The organism is Bradyrhizobium sp. CCBAU 53415, assembly GCF_028128735.1.
Classification (GTDB): Bacteria; Pseudomonadota; Alphaproteobacteria; order Rhizobiales; family Xanthobacteraceae; genus Bradyrhizobium.
Genome location: NZ_LBJF01000027.1, coordinates 1,597,965 through 1,618,304, shown reverse-complemented (window position 1 = coordinate 1,618,304; position 20,340 = coordinate 1,597,965). Strand labels below are relative to the sequence as shown.

The window sequence follows — 20,340 nt, the reverse complement described above, 5'->3', positions numbered from 1 at the left end:
AAATCTCCTTTCGTTGTCGGCGCGGGCAATGACGCAAAGAAACACGTGAGGAGAATTTCGATGTTGAACCGCTTTATGATCTCGGTTGCCGCAGTCGCACTCGTCGCGGGCACCGGTCTGGCGAACGCACAGGGCACCACGGGCCGCGACAGCGGTGGCGGCGCCGGTGGCTCGCAGCAGATGCAACACTCGCAGTCTTCCGGCGGCGCCGCCGAGCGCGGCGGCGCGATGGGGCGCGACTCCATGAGCCATGACAAGAGCACCGTCGGCCAGGCCGGCGGCGCCATGAAGTCTGGCGGAGCGGCTGAGAACAAGTCGCCCGGCATGATGGAGAAATCCGGCGCAGCGGAAAAGTCCGGCGGGATGGAAAAGTCCGGCACGATGCACAAGGACGCGGCTGATGAGAAGGCCGGTATGAAGGGTGAGCACGCCCAGGGTGCGCAGGACAAGTCGAAGAGCATGAGCTCGGACTCGACGATCAAGTCTGACTCCGCCAAGTCAGCCAAGGACATGAAGGCCGAGGACAGCAAGGCCGGCGGCGCCGCCAAGAGCAACAATGCCGAAAACCGTCCGGCTGCGACCGACAAGTCCCAGACCACGACCGGCACCGCCTCGGCGACCGCTTCCGCTCCGCCGGCCGAAAAGCGGGCTGAAATCTCGACGGCGATCAAGTCGGCCAAGATCCAGGAGACGACGAACGTCAACTTCAATATCTCGGTCGGCACCGCGATCCCGGCCTCCGTCCGAGTCCATCCGCTTCCGCCCCGGATCGTGGAGATCTACCCGGAGTGGCGTGGCTATGACGTGATCTTCGTCCACGGTCAGTACGTGATCGTCCGTCCGCAGACGCGCGAGATCGTCTACATCATCGAGGGCTAAGCCGCTTCGCTGGCCACACAAGGAGCCCCTGCCGAGAGATCGGCAGGGGCTTTTGGCCTATGAGCCGGTCTCGGTCGGGGCCGCGGCCCGCAGCCATGGTTCGGACTGGTTAACAAGCAATTTCCGTAGTTTCCGCACAGGTTTTTGCGCACTGGATGAGGTGCTTGAACCCGCCCCTGAGGCCCTTCGAGGCTTCCCCTCACGCGCTTTGTTACCTATAACCCCCGCCACGCCGAAGCACCTCTTCCGGGATTGGAATGGCAGAACCTGCAACCGACACGATCCTCGTCCTGAACGGGCCGAACCTCAACATGCTGGGGACGCGCGAGCCCGATAAGTATGGCCATGCGACGCTGGCCGACGTCGAGGCGCTGTGCCGGGAGACGGCGGCGACGTTCGGCCTGAAGGCCGATTGCCGGCAGTCCAACCGCGAAGGCGAACTGATCGACTTCATCCACGAGGCGCATCGACGCAAGATGAAGGGCATCATCATCAATGCCGGCGGCTATTCACACACCTCGATCGCGCTCCACGACGCTCTGCTCGCGGTGCAGATTCCCGCGGTCGAAGTGCACGTGACCAACGTCCACGCCCGCGAGAGCTTTCGTCACCATTCCTACACCGCACGCGCGGCCTTCGCATCGCTCTGCGGTTTCGGCATCGAGGGCTACCGCCTCGCCATCCAGGGCCTTGCCGCCAAGCTCGGCATCAAGCCCAACGCCTGACGCTCCCTTCCAACAGAACATTCGGATCAAACAACATGGCGCGCCAGCCAGACGACAAAGCAGCCGCAAAGTTCTCCAGCGAGGATTCCGCGCTCGTTCGCGAGCTTGCCTTGCTGCTCGATGAAACCAGCCTGACCGAGATCGAGATCGAGCGTGCGGGGCTGCGCCTGCGCGTCGCCCGCAACATCAGCGTTGCCGCGACCATGCCGGTCGCGGCCGCTCCCGCCGCCCTTCCGGTGGCAGCAAGCGCCGTCGCGCCCGCAACTGCCGCGGCCGACCTGTCGAAGCATCCCGGCGCCGTGACCTCGCCGATGGTCGGCACCGCCTATTGGGCGCCGGAGCCGGGCGCAAAACCGTTCATCGACGTCGGCACCAAGGTCTCGGTCGGCCAGACGCTGCTGATCATCGAAGCGATGAAGACGATGAACCAGATCCCCTCGCCGCGCGCCGGCACGGTGACGCAGATCCTGGTCGAGGACGGCCAGCCGGTCGAGTACGGCGAGCCGCTCGTCATCATCGAGTGAGGGAGTGGCGAATAGCGAGTAGCGAATAGCTGCTCCTCCTATTCGCCATTCGCTATTCCCCATTCGCCCCTGAGGCACCATGTTCGATAAGATCCTCATAGCCAATCGCGGCGAGATCGCCCTTCGCATCCTCAGGGCCTGCAAGGAGCTCGGGATCGCGACCGTCGCCGTGCACTCCACCGCCGACGCCGATGCCATGCATGTGCGCCTGTCGGACGAGAGCGTGTGCATCGGGCCGCCGTCGTCCAAGGACAGCTATCTCAACGTGCCCGCGCTGCTCGCAGCCTGCGAGATCACCGGCGCCGATGCCGTGCATCCCGGCTACGGCTTCCTCTCCGAGAACGCGCGCTTTGCGGAAATCCTTGCCGAGCACAATCTGCATTTCATCGGTCCCAAGGCGGAGCACATCCGCCTGATGGGCGACAAGATCGAGGCCAAGAAGACCGCCAAGCGTCTCGGCATCCCCGTGGTGCCCGGCTCCGATGGCGCGGTCGGTCCCGATGACGACGCGATGGCGATCGCCAGGAAGATCGGCTTCCCGGTGCTGGTCAAGGCGGCGGCCGGCGGCGGCGGCCGCGGCATGAAGGTCGCGCACAGCGAGGCCGACCTCCAGCTGGCGCTGTCGACGGCGGCCAACGAGGCCAGGTCCGCCTTTGGCGATGCTTCGGTCTACCTGGAAAAATACCTCCAGAAGCCGCGCCACATCGAGATCCAGATCCTCGGCGACGGCCGCGGCGGCGCGATCCATCTCGGTGAGCGCGACTGCTCGCTGCAGCGCCGGCACCAGAAGGTCTGGGAGGAAGGCCCCTCGCCGGTGCTGTCCGCCGCGGCGCGGGCCAAGATCGGCGAGACCTGCGCCAAAGCGATGCGCGAGATGAAATATCTCGGCGTCGGCACCATCGAGTTCCTGTACGAGGACGGCGAGTTCTACTTCATCGAGATGAACACCCGCATCCAGGTCGAACATCCCGTCACCGAGAGCATCACCGACATCGACCTCGTGCTGGAGCAGATCCGCATCGCCGCCGGCGGCGACCTGCCGGCCAAGCAGGACGAAGTCCAGGTCATCGGCCATGCGATCGAGTGCCGCATCAACGCCGAGAATCCGCAGACCTTCCGTCCCTCGCCCGGCCGGATCCTGCAATATCATCCGCCAGGCGGCCTCGGGGTGCGGATCGATTCCGCCGTCTATCAGGGCTACTCGATCCCGCCCTATTACGATTCGCTCGTCGGCAAGCTGATCGTGCACGGCAAGACCCGCGCCGAATGCCTGATGCGGCTGCGCCGGGCGCTGGACGAGATGGTGGTCGAAGGCATCGAGACCACGCTGCCGCTGTTCCGGGCACTGGTGCGCGAAGACGACATTATCAACGGCGACTACCACATCCATTGGCTGGAGCAGTACCTCGCCGGCAAGCCGGAACCCGAAGCGAGATAATCTTCTCCTTGTGGAACCCTTTGGCCCCAATCGCGTTCTGGACGGTTGGGGCCAGTTCCAAGGGGGCGTCTTGAACTCCATTGAACGCAGACAGGTGAACCGTCGTGACGGCTGAAGGCCAGCGACGGCGCACATTCTGGCAGATCCTGCTGTTCGCGGCGGGCCTTTTGGTGCTGACCGTGATCAGTGCGGGCTCCGTCTACCTCGTCAACAAGGCGCGTGAGGACAGCAAATGGGTGGTTCACACCATCGAGGTGGAGAACCAGATCAACACCCTGCTGCTGGAGATCCGGCGCGCAGAAAGCGGCGCCCGCGGCTTCCTGCTGACGCAGGGACCGGATTTCCTGTCGGATCATGAGAAGGCTGTCGCGGCGATCGTTCCGGCGCTCGACAAGCTCGCGCGCCAGATCGGCGATAATCCGGCGCAACGCGACAGCATTGAGAAGCTGAGGGCGGCGATCGAGATCCGGCTCGACCAGTTCTCGCGCGAAATGACGTTCGTGCAGGAGGGCCAACCCGGCAACGCCTCTGCGCTCGTCCGCGAGGCCGCGGCCGGCAACACCACGACCACGATCAGCAACCAGGCCAACGCGATGATCCGCGAGGAGGAACGGCTGTTCCGGCTCCGAACGGCAAACTCCGACCGGAGTCAGACCCTCGCTGCATCGATGACCGGCATCGGCTCGGGCCTCGTCGTGCTGCTGGCCCTCGTCTCGGCCTGGCTGGTACGCCGCTCGGCTCGCGCCCGCGACGAGGCTGAAGCGCGCCTGCGCGACGCCAACTTCAATCTGGAGGCCATCGTCGACGAGCGCACGGCGGACCTGCGCGAGGCCAACGACGAGATCCAGCGCTTTGCCTATATCGTCAGCCACGATCTGCGCTCGCCGCTGGTCAACATTATGGGCTTTACCAGCGAGCTCGAAGAGCTCAGCGGCGATATCTTCCGCCGTATCGGCAGCCTCGCACGCGTCCCTGCGGAGGGCGCGACGCTGGCCCCGGCCGGGCCGGGCGAGATCGTGCTCGAGGGCGCCGACAAGCAGCTCTCGGAGGATTTTTCCGAAGCGCTCGCCTTCATAAAGACGTCGATCGCCAAGATGGACCGGCTGATCTCGGCCATCCTCAACCTCACGCGCGAGGGCCGGCGCGAATTCCAGCCGGTGAAGATCGACACGCGCGAGCTGATCGAGGCCATCGCCTCGACGCTGGCGCACCAGGCGGCCGAGGCACAGGCCGAGATCCACCTCGAGCCGCTGCCGGACGTCGTGAGCGACCGTCTCGCATTCGAGCAGATATTCTCCAATCTGATCGACAACGCGATCAAATATCTCAAACCCGGCTTGCCCGGCGAGATCAGAATCCGCGGGCGGACCAAGCTCGGCTACGCCATCTTCGAGATCAGCGACAACGGCCGCGGGATCGACGCTAGGGATCACCAGCGGATATTCGAGCTGTTCCGGCGCGCGGGAACCCAGGACAAGCCCGGCCAGGGCATCGGTCTTGCGCATGTCCGTGCACTTGTGCGTCGCCTCGGCGGCACCATGTCGGTATCATCGGAACTGAACGCTGGCAGCACCTTCACGATCACGCTGCCGATCGCATGGAATGTGAGCAACCGGAACGCAGATCGATGACCCAGCCTGTCACCATCATCATGATCGAGGACGACGAGGGCCACGCCCGCCTGATCGAACGCAACATCCGCCGCTCGGGCGTCAACAACGAGATCGTCTCCTTCCGGAACGGCACGGACGCGATGAAGCATCTGTTCGGCGCGGACGGCTCCGGACTCGTGCAGAAGGGCAATGCGCTCCTGATCCTGCTCGACCTCAATCTCCCCGACATGACCGGGATCGACATCCTGAAGCAGATCAAGGAGAACAAATATCTAAAGGCCTCGCCCGTGGTGGTGCTGACCACCACCGACGATTCCCAGGAGATCAAGCGCTGCTACGAGCTCGGCTGCAACGTCTACATCACCAAGCCCGTCAACTACGAGAATTTCGCCAATGCCATTCGGCAGCTCGGCCTGTTCTTCTCGGTCATCCAGGTCCCGCCCGCCGCCACATGAACCAGCGCACGCCGACACTGCTCTATATCGACGACGACGACGCGCTGGCGCGCCTGGTCGATCGCGGCCTGACACGACGCGGCTACCGGGTCGTTCATGCCGCGAGCGGCGAGCAAGGTCTCGAGCGCATCCGCTGCGCGGCCGCCGAAGGCGGCATCGATGTCGTGGCACTCGATCAGTACATGCCGGGCCTTGACGGGCTGGAGACGCTCGAGCAGATCATGGCGATCCCGGACGCGCCGCCGGTCGTGTTCGTCACCGCGTCGCAGGATTCCAGCATCGCGGTGACCGCGCTGAAGGCGGGGGCGGCCGACTATCTGGTGAAGGACGTTCAGGGCGACTTCATCCCGCTCCTCCACGTCGCCGCCGACGGCGCACTGCGCCAGGCCGCGTTGCAGAGGGCACGCGAGGAAGCCGAAGCCGAAATCCACGCCTCGCGCGATCGCTACGCGGCGCTCGCCGCCGAACGCGAGCTCCTGCTGCGCGAGGTCAACCACCGCGTCGGCAATTCGCTCCAGATCATCGCCTCGCTGCTGCACCTTCAGGCCAGCTCCGCCGCGCAGGATGAGGTCAAGGCGGCGCTGACCAATGCAATGGGCCGCGTCGCCGCGGTCGCGCAGGTGCACCGCCGCCTCTACACCTCGCAGGACCTGAAAAGCGTGGTCCTGAACCAGTATCTGGACTCGCTGCTCGAGGATCTCCGCCGCTCGGCCGAAGGCAACCGGATGTCGCGCCTGACGCTGAAGGCCGAGCCGATCGAGATCGATCCGGACCGTGCGGTCGCCGTCGGCATCATCGTCAACGAGCTGGTGATGAACGCGGTGAAATACGCCTATCCCGACGGCGCCGGCCCCATCCATGTCGAGCTGGTCTCGCAGGGCGACGATCTCCTGCTCTCGATCACCGACGATGGCGTCGGCGACAACGTCAAGGCCGATCCGCGCTCCACCGGCATGGGCCAGCGCATCGTCGCGGCCATGGCCTCCAAGCTCGACGCCTCGGTCGAGCGCGATCCCGCGCATTCCGGAACCCGGATCGTGCTCAAGTTCGGCCGCATGCCCGCAGCCCCCGGCAAGACCAGCACCGCCGCGGCGAGCTGACCTCGCGCCCGGCCGCGCCACCCATCGCAACCGCATTGCGATCCTGCTATGATGGCAAGCCATGACTTCGCGCGACTCCGCCCCGTCTGAAATCACACCGGCCGTGCTGCTGCGCGCTTATGCCTGCGGCATCTTTCCGATGGCGGAAAGCGCCGACGATCCCACGCTGTTCTGGGTCGAGCCGGAGCTGCGCGGCGTCATCCCGCTCGACGGCTTCCGCGTCGCCTCGCGGCTCGCGCGCACCGTGCGTTCGGATCTGTTTCGCGTGACCGTCAACACCGCGTTCAAGGCCACGATCGCCGGCTGCGCCGCGCCGCAGGCCGGACGCGAGGACACTTGGATCAACAAGCGCATCCGCGACCTCTATGGCGGCCTCTTCGAGCTCGGCCATTGCCACAGCGTCGAAGCCTGGCAGGGGGACGAGCTCGTCGGCGGGCTGTACGGCGTGAGCCTCGGACGGGCCTTCTTCGGCGAGAGCATGTTCCACACCGCGCGCGATGCCTCGAAGGTCGCACTGGTGCATCTGGTCGCGCGGCTGATTTATGGTGGCTTCGAGCTGCTCGACACCCAATACGTCACCGAGCATTTGAAGAGCTTCGGCGCGGTCGAGATTTCGCGGCGGCGCTATACGGCGCTGCTCGACCAGGCGCTGGCCGGCGAACCCGGCGATTTCCTGAGGCTCTCCGCCGGCGAAGCAATCCCCGGCGCGCACGCGCTCGAGATCATCGCCTCCCGGCAGTAATCGCTAGCGGGCTTAGCGACCGAACCCTGGAATACCGAACAGACCTGGCCGCTGCTCCGGTGGGGGAGGAGGCGGCGGAGCCGGTTGTTGCTGCTGGATCGGCGGCAAAGGCTGCGGCGGACGCTGCTGCACCTGCTTCGGCGCGGCCTTCTTCTGCGCAGGCGGCGGAGGTGGGGGCTTGGTCGCAGGATCCGGTGCCGCGGTTGCAATGGTCTGCTGCGGCTCTTTGCAGTCGGTCAGCCAGATGTCGTAGATCGGGTGCTCGACGCCGTGCAGGCCCGGGCTTGCCGCATACATCCAGCCCGAGAAGATACGCTTCACCTCGCCCTGCAAGGTGATCTCGTCGACCTCGACGAAGGCGTCGGTATTGGCCGCCTCGGTCGCCGGTCGCGTGTAGCAGGCGTCAGTCTTGACCCTGAGCGCGCCGAACTGGACGGTCTCGCCGATCTCCTCGTCGAAATTGATGATGCGCCCGGTGATCTTGTCGAGGCCGGAGAAGGTCGCCTTCTTGTTCACGATCTTCTGGGCCGGCGGCTCGGTCACGACCTCGTCGCCCGGCTGGAGGCTCGCCGGCGTCTGCGGAACCGTGCCCGGCGCGCCCTTCTGCTGCGGCTGGCGTTGACCGGGCCCACCTGGAGCGCCTTGCGGACCGGTCGGAGCGATCACGGCGGACGGCAGCTGGTTTGGCGGCGCCACGGTGGAGCCCGGCGGCGGCGCCAGCGGCTGGCTCTCGACCGGCCCCGGCATCACATTACCTTGGCGGCCTGGAGGCGGCAGCATCGGGCGCGACGGCAGCACGCGACCCTGCGGCGGCAGCTCCGGCACCTCTTCATCGTCTTCCGGAATTTGCTGCGGCTGCGGCTGGCCGCGCGGAATATTGCCGGGCGGCCGCAGCGGCGGCGGATCGGAGAAGATCGTGCCGATCTGCGCCTGAGCCGGCGTCGCGACCGTGAGTGCGGTGGCGGCTAGAAGCGCCGCAAGGCCTGTCAGGGTGGAGGTTCGAAACATCTCGCGCGGCTTCAACGGCGAATCGGGCTTGTTGGACATTCTACAGGGGATACCGCCGCTCGCAGGCCCTCCGGTTAACACGGCGAATACGGCGGGGGAAGGGCGGCATCCCTGCCCTTCCCGGCGCGGTCTGGCCAGGCCAGCTCCCGGATGGGATAGTCATGAGCCCTCCCCGGGGCCGCAGGCGGGCGCCCGCCCCGAAAATGACATCCAACGATAACCGGAAATCCCAAGGCCCCCTTTCATGCCCGTTGTGCTCGATCCCGATGCCGCCGCCGTCTACAAGGCCTTCCAGGAGGCCGGCCGCCCCGCCTACGAGACGCTGACCGCGGACGAAGCACGCGCCTATTATTCGCAGGCGCGTTTTGCCACCAATCCTGACGCGCCGGAGCTGGCGCGCGTCGCGCCACTGGCAATCCCGGCGCCACACGGCACGATCCCCGCCCGCCTCTACGTTCCGAACCAGCTGCGCCGGCACGACGGCCTGTCGCCGGCCCTGGTATTCTTCCATGGCGGCGGCTGGGTGATCGGCGATCTCGACTCCCACGACGTCGTCTGCCGCCAGCTCGCGGCCCAAGGTGCACTGATCGTGATCTCGGTCGACTACCGCCTCGCGCCCGAGCACAAGTTTCCCGCCGCCGCCGATGACGCGATCGCCGCGACCAGATGGGTCGCCGCAAATGCGCGCCAGCTCGGCATCGACGCCTCGCGCCTTGCGATCGGCGGCGACAGCGCCGGCGGCAATCTCGCCGCGGTCGCGGCGCTTGCAGCCCGCGACGGCAACGGCCCCGCGATCGCGGGGCAGGTGTTGATCTATCCGGCAACCGATTTCGCCATGACGCACCGCTCCCACAGCGAACCCGAGACCAGCGTGCTGCTGACGCATTCGGTGATCCGCTGGTTCCGCGACCATTATCTCAATGGCGCTGCCGACATCCACGACTGGCGCGCCTCGCCGGCGCGCGCGCAAAACCTGGCCGGCCTGCCGCCGGCCTATGTGCTGACCGCCGGCGCCGATCCGCTGCGCGACGAAGGCGACGAATATGCCGAGCGCCTGAGCCAGGCCGGCGTGCCCGTGACTTACAGGCACTATCCCGGCCAGTTCCACGGCTTCTTCACGATGGGCAAGCTGTTGCGACAGGCCAACGTCGCCGTGAGCGAGATCGGCGTTTGGTTGAAGGGATTGGGCTGACCCACCGTCCCGCATGCCGTCCATTCTTCATCCCATCTTCGCACTCCCCCTGCGCGGGCTGACCTGGCTCGGCGGCCAAGGCACCCGCGCGGTGGCGGCCGTCGCCTTCATCGCCGTCGCGGTGCCGCCGCTCGGCGCCCTCCTGCGCCCTTACGTCACCGAGGCGATTTTCCTTCTGCTCTGCATCTCCTTCATGCGCGTCGATCTCATGGCACTGTATGGTCATTTGCGCCGGCCGGCGCTGGTCGCGGCCGCCACGGCCTGGACCACGATCGGTGTGCCGCTGATCGTCGGATTGATCGCCCATGCAACGGGGCTGACGAGCCACTCGCCCGGCCTCGCTCTCGCGCTGATGCTCCAGGGCATGGCCTCGCCGATGATGGCCTCGCCGGCCCTCGCTGCGCTGATGGGGCTCGATGCCACGCTGGTGCTGGTCACGCTGGTGACCTCGACCGCGCTCGTTCCCTTTACCGCTTCGCTGTTCGCGGGCCTCTTTCTCGGCGACATGCTCAGCATCTCGCCGCCGACGCTCGGCCTGAAACTGCTCGGCATCCTCACCGCATCGCTGCTGGCCGCGACCGTCATCCGCTGGATCTTCGGCGCGAAGGCGATCCAGCGTCAGAAGCGGCCGATCGACGGCTTCAACATCATCATCCTGCTTGTGTTCGCATCGGCAGTCATGGGAGATGTCGCGAGCGACCTGATGAGCCAGCCGATGTTCACCATCGGCCTCGCGCTGCTGTCCTTCGCGATCTATTTCACACTGCTCGCGATCACCACGCTGCTGTTCCGCCGCATCGGCACCGAGCGCGCGCTGGCGCTCGGGCTGATGGTGTCACAGCGCAATCTCGGCCTGATGCTGGCGGCGACGGCCGGCGCATTGCCGCCCGCCACATGGCTCTATTTCGCGACGACGCAGTTCCCGATTCATCTTGCGCCGTACATGCTGATGCCGATCGCGCGGCGCTTGACAGCGCGCGCAGATACATCGAGCGGGGCGGCGGCAAATGGCACGACTAAACAGTACTCATAATCCTGAAATGTCTGCTTCGAGCGCAATCGGAGGGGCGGTCCCACGATCGTGGCGTCACCCCGTGAACCCGTAGAAGGTCTAGGTGCGACATCTAGATACAATGCCATTTAGCTTATGTTATTGCGTTAATTTTAAATAGAATATAAAATGATTTAATACTTTTAATTTAGTGGGCCCGGCGGAGCACAACCTGGGAGAGCAGCCATGAAGATCACTTGGGGTATTCTTTCCGCCGCGGCACTTGCGTTGACTCTGGCGATGACGACCGCACCACCTGCCGCGGCTTGCAACGGCAAGGGCAATTGTTCCAACGCGCCCGGCCATACGAGGGGAGCCCCCGGACCGATTGCGGGTGCCGGCCTTCCCATTCTCGCGATTGGATACGGCGTGTACTGGCTGGTGAGACGGCGGCGGACCCGCTAGTCTATAGGCGGACGGTTCAGCGGTGCTCGGTTTGGAAGAACGTCTTGGTCTCATCCATTCGGTACCACTTGTCAGCGGCGCCGAGCATCACCGGTCGCCTCCTTTGACCTTGGCAAGATAGTCGACGATCGCGGGCACGTCGCTGTCCTCGACGGGAGCTCCATAGACCTTGATCATCTTGTGCACCTCGGATTCCCAGCTGGACTTGGGCAAGGCCGGCTGGTTCAGCACCATGTCTGCCGAATGGCACGCCAGGCAGTTGTTGTTGATGGCATCCGCTTCGGGTCCACCGGGAAAGAGCGCGTCGCCCGCCGGGAGCTCCACGGTCGTGGAGGTCATTGCGGGGGCCGGCCACGCGGGCGAGGATGCCAGCAGAGCGGCGAACGAGGTGCCGATGACGAAGATGAGGTGACGCATGGTGTTGCCCCTAGATCGCGGTGAGTTGGACCGTCTCGACGACATTGCGCATGAAGCCGCTGCCATTCCAGTTTGATGCTGCCGGCTGAATGTCGCCGGCGGCGTTCGTGCAGCGGACCATCAACGAATGGCCGCCCTTCGTCAGTTGTGGAATGTCCAGCTGCCAGCGGCGGAAGCTGTACTTGCCGTGGTCCTCGCCAAGCGTCGCGGGTTGCCACGTCCGGCCATCATCCATCGACAACTCGACCCTGGCGACGCCGGCATCACCGCCGAACGCGATCCCGCGGATCGTTGCGACTGCGCCCGCCGGAAGCGAAGCGCCGTCCGCGACGTTCGTGAAGAACGACCGTGGCACCATGCGGCTGATCGGGACCATCTTGACGCCGGTCTGGCCCGGCTTGATGTTGGCATGCGGCGTATCCGGTACGGTGTAGGCGGTCGCCATCCAGTAATTGTCGTCCTGGCGAGAACCTCGATGTCGCTGAGCATCTTGACCCAATAGGTCGAGTACCATCCCGGCACGATCAGCCGCAGCGGGAAGCCGTTGAGGAGCGGCAGCTGCTCGCCGTTCATGGCGAAAGCGATCATGACCTCGCCGTCACGGGCGTGATCGATATCGAGCGACTTGCGGAAGTCGGGTGCCCCGGGCACGACCGGCTCGTCCAGTCCGTTGAAGCGGACCTGAACTGCGCCCGGCTTGACGCCCGCGCGGTCCAGCACGTCCTTGAGCAGGACTCCCGTCCATCGCGCATTGCCCATCGCGCCATGCGCCCATTGCGCGCCCGGCACACGAGGCAGGAAGAACCCTCGCGAATTTCCGGAGCATTGGTTGACGGCGGCAAGCTCGACACGTGGCAACTTGAGCAGGTCGCCGATGGACAACGAGAGGGTTTGGTTGACGTGACCGCGCACGGACAGTCTGAAGGCGTCCGCATCCACCGACGTCGGTATCACCGCCCAGTGCCAGCGCACATAGAACTGGTCGTTGGGGGTGAACACGCCGCGGTCGAACACCTCCATCGGGGTCTCAAGCAGCGGCGGTCGCGTGCGCTGCAGGATCATGCTCCCCTTTTGCGGAAAGTCATGCGTGATCGGCCGATCACGCGGCTCGCCGGCGATCGGCAGCCGGATCGATTGATCGGCGCGGACCGATGAGCCGGCGAGCGTGAGGCCGGCAACCCCGAGGGCTTGAAGCATGGCGCGGCGGGACCATGCCGGAGAGCGTGCATGGTCGAGATATTGGGACATCGAAGACTCCTGTTCGAATGCATTTGCTGAATCAGTCCCGCGGCTCATCCGAGGAGCAAGTCCGCGAGCGGATCTTCGACCTGCCGGTGAGGTTGCGCCTGCCGGACGCTCGGAAGATGCCTGCCGATCTGGCGGACTCCTCGTTCCGAGTGAATGGCAATTTTGGGATCCGGCGCGTGCACCGGGCTGCCGGCAAACGCGGGCGGCGCACCAAGCGTGGACGCGGCAGCGACGAACAGGGCGATCGCAAGGAAAGCGCGACGTGAATGGGTCATTGTCGTTCTCCATCTCTGTATTTTCCGCACGCAATCCTCGAAGCGCCTGCGTGTGTCCAAGGAGGTAGACCTCGGCGCATCGGCAATCCAACGAGATGATCAGATCGTTCTGATCGTCGACCGCGATCGAATTCCCCAGCCGCTCGCACGCGCGCGCCGGCGCACTTGCCGGCGAGACGTGGGTTCGATCGTTGCGGAATACGCGCTACGGGCTGGGCTCCGCCTATGGCGCGGCGCCGGCGGCGATGCTGGACATCAGGGCGGCTTCCGCCTTGCTGATGTGCCGCTCCTTGTGACGGAGCGCGTAGAACGAACGCTTCGCCAATTCGTCCTCGAGCTGAACGAGCTGTTTTGCCTTTATCGCCTTTTCGACCACGAGATCGGAGATGGCTGCAGCGCAGCCGCCCGCTTCGATCGCGGTTCGAATCGCTTCGTTCGAGGCCAATTCGAGTTGCACCGTCAGATCGGCGAGGCGCACCCCGCGCTTCTTCAGCGCGCGTTCGAACATGGCCCGCGTTCCGGAGCCCGGCTCGCGAAGGATCCACGGTGTCCTGGTCATCCAGTCGGAGGGCAGCTTCTTTTGGCTCGCCAGAGGGTGCCGCGCACCCACCACGGCGACCAGCGCATCGCCGTCGACCCGGCGGGCGGACAATGCGGCGTCATCAATGTCGCCCTCGACAAAGCCGACATCCGCCATGCCGTCGCGAACGTCGGTTGCGACCTGCTCGCTGTTGGCGATCCTGACGTGGATTTCGATGCCGGGATGGACGGCCTGAAACGCCAGCAATCTCATCGGAAGCCAGTAGCTCCCGACCGTCTGGCTTGCCGCGATCACCAATCGTCCGGCCTTGAGGCCGGCAAAATCGCGCAGGACCTGCTCCGCGGCGTGCGCGCGCGCCAGCACCGCACGCGCTTCCCCGAGAAACGTCCGGCCCATATGCGTGAGGACGATACCGCGTCCCACCCGATCGAACAGCTTGACCCCGTAGCGTACTTCGAGCGCGGCGATTGCCGCGCTCGTGGCCGATTGTGTCAGATTCAATTCCTGGGCGGCCTGGGTGACGTGCTGCTTGTCGGCGACAGCGGCGAATATCCGGAGCTGTTCGAGCGTCATGGTCATCCCACGAGTTTGATGAGAATCAAGCTGAAGGCTGCGATGAAGAGGAAGGCCAGCCCGCCCAGCATAGCCGGACGCAGCCCCTCCGCGTACAATTTCGAGACGTCGGTCTCAAGGCCCATGGCCGCAAGCGCCATCGTGAGCAGGAAGGTCGAAAACGTGATCGTCGCGCTCCTGAGGCCCGCCGGAATGCACACGACGCTGTTGAGTGCGGCTATCGCGACAAAGCCGATCGCGAACCAGGGGATGGGCGGCCTTGCCGACTTGCCGCCGGCCGGCTGCGCCGAAGCCCGGGTGACGACGCTCAGGGTCAGGACGACCGGCGCGAGCAGCATGACGCGGGCAAGCTTGGCAACGGTTGCCATTTCACCCGCGCGCTGGCTGTTCTGGAAGGAGGCGGCAGCCACCTGGGCGATCTCGTGGATGGATGCGCCGCTCCAGAGGCCGTACGCGTCGGCATCGAGATGCAGAAGACGAGGCAGCATCGGATAGACGAACATCGCGATCGAGCCGAAGATCGTGACGCATGCGATCGCATATGCGACGTCCTCGTCGGACACTTCGGTGACGCTGTTGGTTGCGACGACGGCTGACGCGCCGCAGATCGAGGTGCCCGCGGCGATCAGTTGGGTGAGCTTGCGTTCGACGCCCAGCGCACGCCCGGCTGCAAGCGTGAATCCGAACGTGGCAACGAGCGTGCCGGCGACGATGAGAATCCCCTTGGTGCCGACGGTGGCAAGCTGGGTCAGCGTGATCTGGAAGCCCAGGAGCACGATCGCGAGCCGGAGCAACCGGCGCATGCTGAAGCTGATTCCAGCGCGGGCGAGAGCTGGCGTTCCGGCGAGGTTGCGCACGGCCATTCCGATCGCGATCGCCAGGATCATGGGACTGAACGTCGCGACGGCAGGAATACTGCGCATCATGTTGGCGACCACGGCAATGGTCGCGGCCAGCGCGACGCCGGGGACGATGGCAAGGGCGGAGTCCCGATATGACAGGATGTTGTCGCGCATGGCACGCGTGGTGGGGTATGGGCGGGAATTCTGAACAATGGTCATTGGCGTGTCTCTGGGGAGCTGCGAGGGATGCGACGGCGAAAAGCCGCCGCATCTCTCATCGGTCAATCGGTCGCGGCCGCGAGATGCCGACGCAGACCCTGGTTCACCTGTTCGATCGCAGCTTCAGTGGAGGGCACGTGACGCAGTGCGTTGAGCAGCACGAAATCGTGGATCGTGCCGTTGTAGCGGACCGCGTCCACGCTGACCCCGTCCTCCTTCAGCTTCCTCGCATAGGCCTCGCCCTCATCGCGCAGCGGATCGTTCTCCGCGGTGATGACGAGCGCAGGCGGCAGTCCCTTCAATTCCTCGCTGCTGGCGCGCAGCGGCGATACGTAGGGATTGTCCCGGGTCGTCGCGGCGGGCGCATAGAGATCCCAGCCGTACTTCATGAAGGCGCGGGTGAGGAAACGGCCGGCTCCGTATTCGTGATATGACGCCGTATCGACGCTGGCGTCCGTCGCAGGGATGAGCAGCGCCTGATAGCTGATCTGCGGCCCCTTGCGGTCCTTGGCCATGAGGGCCAGTGCCGCACCCATGTTGCCGCCAACGGAGTTGCCTGCAATCGCAATACGATGGCCGTTGGCACCGAATTCCTCGGCATGCACCGCGATCCACTTGAGCACGGCATAGCATTCTTCGAGTTGCGTCGGATACTTCGCTTCCGGCAACGGTGTGTATTCCACGAACACGCCGATCTGCCCCGAGCCCACGACCAGGTCCCGCAACAGCCGCTGATGGTTCTGGAAGTTGCCGACGATCCAGACACCGCCATGGATGAACAGCACGACGCCAGGTCTGCCGGTCAGATGTTCGGGCTTCATGACGTAGAGCCTGACGGTGCGCCCGTCCTGCTCGATCGTCCGCGCGGTCGTGGTGACGCCGGACATGTCCACGGCCGTCCGAGACTGCAGCGATGTCAATACGTCTTGCGGCTCGGGTTGGGGCAGCTCCCAGAATGGCGTGCTGTCCTTGTTGATCTCGGCGAGAAATGCACGAATCCCGGGATCGAGGCGCGGGTCGTCGGAGGGAGCCGGAGCAGCCGTTGCGGCCTGGTTGATCTGGCTCGCTTCCGTGATCGGGGCTGCAAACGTTGTGGTGCGGTTCATGAGATTGATCCAATGCTGGTTGGAGTGACTCACTGAGTGGGTCTCAGCGCAGCGAGGATCGGAGAATCCAATAAATTGATCCAACGAATTGTTCGAGTTCAATCAATCGATAAAATCGATTCGTTTCAGTCCGACGCAGCAGGCGGCTGGCCAGCCGATTGCGAAACGGGATGTCGCGCGCGAACTAACATTTGTGCGATCGGACTGATCCCACCGAACTCCTCGAGGCCATTCGCGAAGGAGGTCCGTAGAGCACCTACCCGGCCCGCGCCGCGCGCCGCAGTGCCTGCGGCGGCTGGCCGAAGGCGCGGATGAAGGCGCGCCGCATTCGCTCGGGATCGCGGAAGCCGGTCGTTTCCGCAACGAGCTCGATCGCCTCGCGCGAGGACTGCACGCGCTCGCGCGCGACTTCGAGACGCAGGCGCTCGATCGCCTTGGATGGCGTCGTGCCGGTCTCGGCGGCAAAGGCACGGGCAAAATGCCGTGCGCTCATGCCGGCGCGATCGGCGAGATCTTCCACCGTCAGCGGCGCATCGAGGTTTTCGCGCGCCCAGGACAGCAGTGCGCCGAAGCGCCCGCTCGGCGTCTTCAGCTCCAGCAGCGAGGAGAATTGCGACTGGCCGCCGCTGCGGCGGTGATAGAGCACGAGCTGGCGTGCGGTCTGCTGCGCGATCTCCTCGCCGTGGTCCTCGGTGATCATCGCGAGCGCGAGATCGATGCCCGCGGAGATGCCTGCCGAGGTCCAGACATTGTCGTCCCGGGTGAAGATCTGGTCCGGCTCGAACTTCACCTTGGGAAAGCGCGCGACGAAATCGCGCGTCCGCCCCCAATGCGTGGTGGCGCGGCGGCCGTCGAGAAGTCCCGCCTCGGCCAGCACATAGGCGCCCGAACAGACGCTCGCGATCCGCACGCCGCGTTTCGCCAGGCGCTGCACCAAGGCGCGCGTGACCTCGCAGCGCGCGGCATCAGCCACACCGGCGCCGCCGGCGACGACCAGCGTCGTGATGGCGTTCGACGCCTTGAAGTCGTGGGCCATCATCTCGACACCCGACGAGCTGCGCACGAGGCCCGCCGTCGCAGCCAGCACGCGAATGCCCGGCGCCTTGCCGGTGCAGCGCGCTGCGATCTCGAACGCCGAGATCGGGCCTGCCGCATCGAGCAGCTGGAAATCCGGGAAGATCAGGATGCCGATCATGGATCGTGTCCGAAAGTGAGGGAATTACGCCATTTCGGACGGAAGGGCACCATGACATCCTGCCGGCGTCAAGCTCGTAATTGGAGGATCCGCAGATGCCGTCACCGCTCCAGATTGGCCTCTTGGTGTTTCCGCGCGTCACCCAGCTCGACTTCACCGGTCCCTTGCAGGTGTTCTCGATGGTTCCCGGCGCAAAACTGCACCTGATCTGGAAGCGGATAGAACCGGTGCCGAGCGATTCCGTGATGACCCTGACGCCGACCGCGACCTTTGCAGACTGCCCTCAACTCGACGTGATCTGCGTGCCCGGGGGCGGCGGCACCAACGACCTGCTCAGCGACACGGAGGTGCTTGACTTCCTGCGCAGGCAGGCCGACGGCGCCAAATACGTCACCTCGGTCTGCACGGGATCGCTGGCGCTCGGCGCCGCCGGCCTGTTGAAGGGCTACCGCGCCGCCACCCATTGGAGCGCGATGGACATGCTCGCCCAGTTCGGCGCGACGCCGACAAAGTCGCGCGTCTGCATCGATCGCAACCGCATCACCGGCGGCGGCGTCACCGCCGGCATCGATTTCGCGCTGACGCTGGTGTCGATCATGGTCGATCGCACCACGGCGGAAGCGATCCAGCTCCAGATGGAATACAATCCGGCCCCGCCGTTCAATTCGGGCTCACCCGACACCGCGTCCGCCGAGGTGCTGGCATTGCTGAGGGAGCGCGGCGCGCAGAACCAGGCGCGGCGCCTGGAAGCGGTCAAGCGCGCGGCGGAGCAGGTGAACCGCTCTCGTGTCCCGGACGCGGTGCAGCGTGCAACGCTGCTCCGCTGAGCCGGGACCCAACAGAAGGCTACGCAAACCGCTGCAACATGGGCTCCGCTCTGCAGCGCATCGCTGAAGGAGCCCTGCGCTGCGTCCGGGGCACGTTGATCTTCGTGCCGGTCTCCAAAAGAAAAAGGCCGCTCGGTTTCCCAAGCGGCCTTTCCTGTCTTACGGCGGCTGCACATTTCATCGGGCGATTTCGGAGCTTCCAGACCGGGGGCCTATCTCCCGATCGAGTCCTGGTCGGCGGCCGCTGCATCTCGGGACAGTCGCGAGCTGTTGCCCGAACCGAACGCGATGGTCTCCCATCTCCGTAAGATGCGATCATTGAGCCGCATCGCCCGCGCCGGCGCAACGCCCGCGCGAACGGCATCCCCGCTGTTCCCCTTGTCCACAGCAGCGTGCCGCGGATGCATGTGCATCCGCTTCGGACGACGGCGGCGGTCCGCGGATGGGCCGGAAAGGCTAGCCAGGCGTCCAGGGCTGGTAGTCGCCGGTCGCCTTCGGACGCCTGCCGCTGGCAAGCGTCGAACCGGAGGGACGATACGCCCGTGCCGTGCCGGTGAGGTTCGGCTGGTGAGGCTTTTCCCACTCGCGCGGCTGATAATTGGCCTCGGTCGGCGGCACGTCGACGACGTGATGAATCCAGCCGTGCCAGGATGGCGGAATCCGGCTCGCCTCGGCATAGCCGTTATAGACCACCCAGCGCCGCTCGAAGCCGAGCGTCGGGTCGACCGCCCCGCCGCGGGTGCGATAATAGAGGTTGCCCTGCTCGTCCTGGCCGACCAACTCCCCGTACCGCTTGGTCCAGAGCTGGGTGCCAAAAGTCTGGCCATTCCACCAGGTGAAGAATTTGAGGAAGAACTGTTTCATGCGGCGAGGGCCCTGCTTCGTCGGGTCCTGATGCCATCCGGGCGGCGAAATGTCCAGTTCGGTGGCGGGCCGGGCCCTCTCCGCAAATCCGGCTATCGACCAGACCCTGCCGCAAAGCGGACGCGATTCATTCATGCCCGGTACAGCGGCAGCGCGTGAGGCTCCATTCGCGCGCAAACCGGCGTGATCTCAAGGAACCCCCGCGCTTTCATAGGGTTTGCTTTCCGGGAAAGGAGTTCAACCATGAACAGTCTGAAAGTCTTGAGTGCCGCCGCGGCGGTGGCCCTGGTTCTTCCCCTTGCGACGCCGAGTTTTGCCCAGGGTCGTCCCACATTGGGCGGAGGCGGTGGCGCCCATATCGGCGGCGGCGGTGGCGGTGCCGGCGCGCACATGGGTGGCGGCGGCGCTGCGTTCCATGGCGGTGGCGGCGCTGCGTTCCGCGGCGGTGGCGGCAATTTCGGGGCTGGTGCCGCGATGCGTCCGAGCGGAGGCAGTTTCGCGGCCCGCACTGCGATGCGTCCGAGCGGCGGCAGCTTCGTAGCCGGCGCGACGCCCCGTCAGTCCCTCTCGCCCTCCTTCAGCGGCACCCGTGACGTCGCAACCGCAGGCAACTGGCGCGGTGGAAGCAACTGGAGCGGCCACCACTGGCATCATCGTCGCGGCGGCTTCTGGCCGGGCTTCGCGGCTGGCGCCGCAATCGGCGGCCTGGGCTCGTACGCCTATTACGGCGGCGGCTACGGCTATTACGATGATCCCTATTATTACGGCTATTATGACGAACCGACGGTTGCGGTGGTGCAGGATGGCGGCGGCGATTCCGCTGCCTATTGCGCGCAGCGCTTCAAATCGTACGACCCGGCTTCGGGCACCTATCTCGGCTACGACGGCCAGCGGCATCCCTGCCCGTAGGCAGATCCGCCGAGGCGTAAGGCAAAAGGCGTCGCAGCGATGCGGCGCCTTTCTGGCAGTCGGCGTATCCCCTCGCCCGCTTCGGTTCCGTCAAGATCGGATCCGCCAGGATGCCTACAAATCGATGCAAATGGACCTTTATGCACCGCGCCGTGCATATCCTTGGTGATCCAATCCAAAATTGACCGGATA

Annotated in this window: 20 protein-coding genes and 1 pseudogene; 13 read left to right on the top strand and 8 right to left on the bottom strand. The window is 65.3% G+C overall.

Annotated elements, in window-relative coordinates; all coding sequences use genetic code 11:
- Positions 1 to 60 precede the first annotated feature (60 nt).
- The 8 genes from XH87_RS35895 (at position 61) to aat (ending at position 7,476) form a co-directional block, all read left to right on the top strand.
- Positions 61 to 879, top strand: a complete 819-nt coding sequence (locus tag XH87_RS35895) for a DUF1236 domain-containing protein (RefSeq protein WP_271590943.1) — start codon at positions 61 to 63, stop codon at positions 877 to 879.
- Positions 880 to 1,136: 257 nt separating this feature from the next.
- Positions 1,137 to 1,604, top strand: coding sequence for a type II 3-dehydroquinate dehydratase (aroQ, locus tag XH87_RS35890; RefSeq protein WP_271590825.1), 468 nt, complete (start codon positions 1,137 to 1,139; stop codon positions 1,602 to 1,604).
- Between the two features lie 35 nt (positions 1,605 to 1,639).
- On the top strand, positions 1,640 to 2,128 hold the full coding sequence (accB, locus tag XH87_RS35885) for an acetyl-CoA carboxylase biotin carboxyl carrier protein (protein ID WP_035703787.1): 489 nt from the start codon (positions 1,640 to 1,642) through the stop codon (positions 2,126 to 2,128).
- Positions 2,129 to 2,207: 79 nt separating this feature from the next.
- A complete protein-coding gene (gene accC / locus XH87_RS35880) occupies positions 2,208 to 3,566 on the top strand; it encodes an acetyl-CoA carboxylase biotin carboxylase subunit (RefSeq protein ID WP_035703789.1) in 1,359 nt (452 codons plus the stop codon).
- A 104-nt stretch (positions 3,567 to 3,670) separates the two neighbouring features.
- Positions 3,671 to 5,197, top strand: coding sequence for a sensor histidine kinase (locus XH87_RS35875; RefSeq protein ID WP_271590824.1), 1,527 nt, complete (start codon positions 3,671 to 3,673; stop codon positions 5,195 to 5,197).
- Positions 5,194 to 5,634: a response regulator gene (locus tag XH87_RS35870; protein ID WP_271590823.1), complete on the top strand. Its 441-nt coding sequence runs from the start codon at positions 5,194 to 5,196 to the stop codon at positions 5,632 to 5,634. Before XH87_RS35875 ends, XH87_RS35870 begins: the two co-directional genes overlap by 4 nt.
- Positions 5,631 to 6,734: a sensor histidine kinase gene (locus XH87_RS35865; protein ID WP_271590822.1), complete on the top strand. Its 1,104-nt coding sequence runs from the start codon at positions 5,631 to 5,633 to the stop codon at positions 6,732 to 6,734. Before XH87_RS35870 ends, XH87_RS35865 begins: the two co-directional genes overlap by 4 nt.
- 61 nt (positions 6,735 to 6,795) lie before the next feature.
- On the top strand, positions 6,796 to 7,476 hold the full coding sequence (gene aat, locus XH87_RS35860) for a leucyl/phenylalanyl-tRNA--protein transferase (RefSeq protein WP_271590821.1): 681 nt from the start codon (positions 6,796 to 6,798) through the stop codon (positions 7,474 to 7,476).
- A 12-nt stretch (positions 7,477 to 7,488) separates the two neighbouring features.
- On the opposite strand, the gene XH87_RS35855 is transcribed toward aat, so the two are convergent.
- Complete coding sequence (locus XH87_RS35855) at positions 7,489 to 8,523, bottom strand: DUF2155 domain-containing protein (RefSeq protein WP_271590820.1); 1,035 nt, start codon at positions 8,521 to 8,523, stop codon at positions 7,489 to 7,491.
- Between the two features lie 205 nt (positions 8,524 to 8,728).
- On the opposite strand from XH87_RS35855, the gene XH87_RS35850 reads away from it, so the two are divergent.
- A complete protein-coding gene (locus XH87_RS35850) occupies positions 8,729 to 9,676 on the top strand; it encodes an alpha/beta hydrolase (protein WP_271590819.1) in 948 nt (315 codons plus the stop codon).
- A gap of 13 nt (positions 9,677 to 9,689) precedes the next feature.
- Positions 9,690 to 10,709 carry a Na+-dependent transporter gene (locus tag XH87_RS35845; protein WP_271590818.1) on the top strand — a complete coding sequence of 340 codons (1,020 nt, stop codon included), beginning with the start codon at positions 9,690 to 9,692 and terminating at the stop codon, positions 10,707 to 10,709.
- 510 nt (positions 10,710 to 11,219) lie between these two features.
- Here the strand turns inward: XH87_RS35845 and XH87_RS35840 are convergent.
- Positions 11,220 to 11,549: a cytochrome c gene (locus XH87_RS35840; RefSeq protein ID WP_271590817.1), complete on the bottom strand. Its 330-nt coding sequence runs from the start codon at positions 11,547 to 11,549 to the stop codon at positions 11,220 to 11,222.
- A 10-nt stretch (positions 11,550 to 11,559) separates the two neighbouring features.
- Positions 11,560 to 12,797: pseudogene (locus XH87_RS35835) on the bottom strand (molybdopterin-dependent oxidoreductase).
- A 17-nt stretch (positions 12,798 to 12,814) separates the two neighbouring features.
- Between XH87_RS35835 and XH87_RS35830 the strand changes: the two are divergent.
- Positions 12,815 to 13,063 (top strand): hypothetical protein, encoded by a 249-nt coding sequence (locus XH87_RS35830; protein ID WP_271590816.1) that lies wholly within the window; start codon positions 12,815 to 12,817, stop codon positions 13,061 to 13,063.
- Between the two features lie 232 nt (positions 13,064 to 13,295).
- Here the strand turns inward: XH87_RS35830 and XH87_RS35825 are convergent, their stop codons facing one another.
- The 4 genes from XH87_RS35825 to XH87_RS35810 all read right to left on the bottom strand — a co-directional run bounded on the left by XH87_RS35825 (position 13,296) and on the right by XH87_RS35810 (position 17,548).
- Complete coding sequence (locus XH87_RS35825) at positions 13,296 to 14,186, bottom strand: LysR family transcriptional regulator (protein WP_271590815.1); 891 nt, start codon at positions 14,184 to 14,186, stop codon at positions 13,296 to 13,298.
- 2 nt (positions 14,187 to 14,188) lie between these two features.
- A complete protein-coding gene (locus XH87_RS35820; protein ID WP_271590814.1) occupies positions 14,189 to 15,247 on the bottom strand; it encodes a YeiH family protein in 1,059 nt (352 codons plus the stop codon).
- 62 nt (positions 15,248 to 15,309) lie between these two features.
- Entirely contained in the window at positions 15,310 to 16,353 is a 1,044-nt protein-coding gene (locus XH87_RS35815) for an alpha/beta hydrolase (protein ID WP_271590813.1), read from the bottom strand.
- Positions 16,354 to 16,609: 256 nt separating this feature from the next.
- Positions 16,610 to 17,548 (bottom strand): GlxA family transcriptional regulator, encoded by a 939-nt coding sequence (locus tag XH87_RS35810; RefSeq protein ID WP_271590812.1) that lies wholly within the window; start codon positions 17,546 to 17,548, stop codon positions 16,610 to 16,612.
- 95 nt (positions 17,549 to 17,643) lie between these two features.
- Between XH87_RS35810 and XH87_RS35805 the strand changes: the two genes are divergently transcribed.
- Entirely contained in the window at positions 17,644 to 18,375 is a 732-nt protein-coding gene (locus XH87_RS35805; protein WP_271590811.1) for a DJ-1/PfpI family protein, read from the top strand.
- 456 nt (positions 18,376 to 18,831) lie between these two features.
- Here XH87_RS35805 and XH87_RS35800 read toward each other — a convergent pair whose 3' ends face one another.
- Complete coding sequence (locus XH87_RS35800; protein WP_035703818.1) at positions 18,832 to 19,239, bottom strand: NADH:ubiquinone oxidoreductase subunit NDUFA12; 408 nt, start codon at positions 19,237 to 19,239, stop codon at positions 18,832 to 18,834.
- Between the two features lie 243 nt (positions 19,240 to 19,482).
- On the opposite strand from XH87_RS35800, the gene XH87_RS35795 reads away from it, so the two are divergent.
- Positions 19,483 to 20,148 carry a BA14K family protein gene (locus tag XH87_RS35795; RefSeq protein ID WP_271590810.1) on the top strand — a complete coding sequence of 222 codons (666 nt, stop codon included), beginning with the start codon at positions 19,483 to 19,485 and terminating at the stop codon, positions 20,146 to 20,148.
- The last annotated feature ends 192 nt before the right edge of the window (positions 20,149 to 20,340 follow it).